This is a genomic window from Neisseria flava (genome assembly GCF_982712965.1).
Genome location: NZ_CEXQBZ010000092.1, coordinates 1 through 3,797, shown reverse-complemented (window position 1 = coordinate 3,797; position 3,797 = coordinate 1). Strand labels below are relative to the sequence as shown.

At 54.7% G+C, this 3,797-nt stretch carries 3 protein-coding genes; all 3 read right to left on the bottom strand.

The features are described from left to right. Nucleotides 1–92 precede the first annotated feature (92 nt). Entirely contained in the window at nucleotides 93–1,811 is a 1,719-nt protein-coding gene (argS, locus tag AC5M9B_RS04640) for an arginine--tRNA ligase (protein ID WP_487648312.1), read from the bottom strand. Between the two features lie 169 nt (nucleotides 1,812–1,980). Continuing rightward, complete coding sequence (locus AC5M9B_RS04635; protein ID WP_154885157.1) at nucleotides 1,981–2,790, bottom strand: sulfite exporter TauE/SafE family protein; 810 nt, start codon at nucleotides 2,788–2,790, stop codon at nucleotides 1,981–1,983. A 2-nt stretch (nucleotides 2,791–2,792) separates the two neighbouring features. After that, entirely contained in the window at nucleotides 2,793–3,560 is a 768-nt protein-coding gene (gene pssA / locus AC5M9B_RS04630) for a CDP-diacylglycerol--serine O-phosphatidyltransferase (RefSeq protein WP_487648311.1), read from the bottom strand. Nucleotides 3,561–3,797: the final 237 nt, after the last annotated feature.

The following is a 3,797-nucleotide window of genomic DNA, read 5'->3' as shown; positions in this document are numbered from 1 at the left end:
AAGTGTTTTATTCTTGAATCTGTTCAAACCACTGATACACTAGTGTTGCACTTGAAATCCGAATCCAAGGACCTTTGTCTATGGGGAATGACTTACATCACATCCAACACATCAATGCCCAGTAAATCCAAGCCTTGTTTCAGCGTGTCGCCGGTGAGCTTTGCCAGTTGCAGGCGGTTGTTGCGGGTTTCACCTTCGGCTTTGAGTATCGGGCAGGCTTCGTAGAAGCGGCTGAACAGGGTGGCGGTTTGGTAGAGGTAGGCGGCGAGGTAGTGCGGATATGCCGTGTCCGCCACGCTTTGCAGCACGTCTTCGAATTTCAGCAGCTCGGCGGCAAGCTGTTTTTCCAGCGGTTCGGTCAAAATGGTTGGCGCGGTTGCGTCCCATTCGCCTGCTTTGCGGAATACGCTTTGTACGCGTGTGTAGGCGTATTGCAGGTAAGGAGCGGTATTGCCTTCAAACGAGAGCATGGCGTCCCAGTCGAACACATAATCGCTGGTGCGGTTTTTGCTCAAGTCGGCGTATTTGACCGCGCCGATGCCGACGGTTTTGCCGATTTTCGCCGCTTCGTCCGCGCCCAATTCGGGATTTTTTTCTTTCACCAAAGCAGTGGCGCGCTCAACGGCTTCGGTCAGCAGGTCAACCAGCTTCACGGTGTCGCCGCTGCGCGTTTTGAACGGTTTGCCGTCTTTGCCCATCATGGTGCCGAAGCCGATAAACTCAGCTTTTGCATTTTCCGGCAGATAGCCTGCCTTGCGGGAAGTGGTGAAAAGTTGTTCGAAGTGCAGGGCCTGGCGGTGGTCGACGACGTACAGCAGGCGGTCGGCTTTCAGACGGCCTATGCGGTAGCGCAGGCACGCCAAATCGGTGGAGGCGTAGAGGAAGCCGCCGCCTTGTTTTTGCACGATAAACGCAGCGGGTTCGCCTTCTTTGTTTTTAAACTCGTCCAAGAACACGACTTTTGCGCCGTCGTCTTCGACCGCCAGACCTTTTTGAACCAAATCATCGACCACGGGCTGCAAATCGTCGTTGTATTTCGATTCGCCCGCCACGTCTTCGGGGCGCAGTTTCAAGCCCAGCGTGTCGTAAACGGCTTGGGCGTGCGAGAGCGAAATATCGACAAACTGTTTCCACAACGCCAAAACGGTTTCATCGCCGCCTTGCAGCTTCACAACGTATTCGCGCGCGGTGTCGGCAAAGGCAGGATCTTCGTCAAAGCGCACTTTGGCGGCGCGGTAAAACTGCTCCAAATCCGCTAACTCAAACGCGGCATTGTCTTTTTGCTGCTCCACCAAATAAGCGACCAACATGCCGAATTGCGTACCCCAGTCGCCGACGTGGTTTTGGCGGATGACGGTGTTGCCCATAAATTCCAACACGCGCGAAATGCTGTCGCCGATGATGCTGGAACGCAGATGGCCGACGTGCATTTCCTTCGCCAAATTGGGCGAGGAATAGTCAATGACGACGGTTTGCGGTTTGTCGGTTTTCGCTATGCCGAAACGCGCGTCGTTCAAAGCCGCATGAATATTTTGGGCGAGAAATTCGGGACGCAGGCGCAGGTTGATGAAGCCGGGGCCGGCGACTTCCGCGCTTTCAATCACGGCGTTGCCCGCCAATGCTTCGGCGACCTTTTGTGCCAATTCGCGCGGATTTTGTTTGGCTTTTTTTGCCGCACCCATCACGCCGTTGATTTGGAAATCGCCGTGTTCGGCGTTTTTGGTTGGCTGCAAGACAACGGGGCTGTCGGCGATGCCTGCGGCGGCAAAGGCGGCGGCGGCTTCGCGTTCGACGGTTTGATGTAGGTTCATGAAGTTCGGTCTTTCGGTTAAATTCAAATCAGGCGGTATTTTAAAAGAATTTGGGGTGTTGAAACAGGGCTAAGGTGAAAGGTCGTCTGAAAAAATGTGGATGGTTTCGGCGTAACCCGCCATGCCCGTTTTCAGACGACCTTTTAATGATGGCAGCTTTTGGAAAAATTCAACGGACAAGGTTCCAAGCCATTTTTATGGCAATCAGCAGCAGCATGATGCCGAAGGAGATTTTGAGCTGGCGGGCGGGGAGTTTGTGCGCGGTTTTGACGCCGAGCGGAGCAAAAATCATGGTGGCGATGCTGAGGATGGCGACGGCGGGTAGATAGAGGAAGCCGCCGGAGCCGTGTGGCAGATCGGAAACGTTCCAGCCGGTAACGAGATAACCGATTGTGCCTGCAAGCGCAATCGGCCAGGCGAGGCCGGAGGATGTGCCGATGGCGCGGTGGGCGGGGAAGTTACAATACATCAGGAAGGGGACGGACAGTGAGCCGCCGCCGATGCCGACCCAGCTCGAAGCTGCGCCGAACAATGTGCCGACAGCACTTAGGCCGGGTAGGCCGGGCAGGTGGCGCGAGGCTTTCGGTTTGGAGTCGGTCAGGGTTTTGAGGGCGATAAGGGTCAGGAATACGATAAAGAAGATTTGCAGGGAGCGGGTAGGCATGTATTTGGCGGTTACTGCGCCAATCAGTACGCCGAATATCATGGAGGGGGTCATACGGCGGACGGTCTGCCAGTCGATGGCGCTTTTTTTATGCTGGGCGTACATGCTGGAGAAGGTCGTGAACACCATCACGGCGAAGGATGTGCCGATGGCGAGATGTTGGGCGTAGGGGTGGCTGCTGATGCCTTGCAGTTGCAACGTCCACAAGACGACGGGGACAATCAATGTGCCGCCGCCTACGCCGAACAATCCTGCAATAAAGCCCGCCGCGCTTCCGACGGCGAGCAGGGAGAAGATGATGTCCCAAGTCCACATTTTCAGACGACCTTTTTGGTTTTACGGCGTTTTTTCAACCAGCGCCATCCTGCCATGATGTAGCCGGAGAGGCTGTAACCCAGGAAAAACAGGAAAAGTACAAGCGAAGGTTTCCAGTTGATGAGCAGCAATACCAACACGGCAAGCACCATGCCCATAAACGGGACTTGGCGGCGGATGTTGATTTCTTTAAAGCTCCAAAACGGGATTTGGACGATCATGGAAATGCCGGCGAAAAGCGTGATACCCAAAGCCCACCAATGTACGCCTGGGAAGCGTTCGATGCTGTGGTTGACCCAAATCAGGCCGACAATCAACGCGGCAGCGGTTGGGCTGGGCACGCCGATGAACCAGCGTTTATCGACTTTGCCGATGAGTGTGTTGAATAGGGCGAGGCGCAGGGCGGCGCAGGCGCAGTAGATGAAGGCGACGGAATAACCGATTTTGCCGAACTGCCAAAGCTGCCATTTATAGGCAATCAAGGCGGGCGCGACGCCGAAACTGACCATGTCGGCAAGGCTGTCTAGCTGTTCGCCGAACGTGCTTTGGCTATTGGTCAGCCGCGCCACGCGACCGTCCATGCCGTCGAGCAGCATGGAGAGGAATACTGCAATCGCTGCCGTCTCATAACGCCCGTGCATGGATTGGGTGATGGCGAAAAAGGCGCAGAACAACGCGGCAATGGTAAAGGAGTTGGGCAGCAGGTAAATACTGTTCCGGCGCAGCGAATTGCGCGGCGGGATTGGCGGTTGGTTTTGCATGTTGTCCATAATCGTTTGATGATGCAGTACAAAGCAGATGGAGGGATTATACCGTATTGAGATGAAAATGATTCCGGAATGTGCAGGAGGTCGTCTGAAAATGTGTGAATACCGCTTGGTTTGTTCATTTTCAGACGACCTTTTTACCGAAATATGAGTTTTGTCGTCTGGCGGATTCGCATTTGAAGTGCAACTTTCCCTAACAGGAAAAGGCCAGTATGCGGTAGCATACGGCCTTTCCTGCAA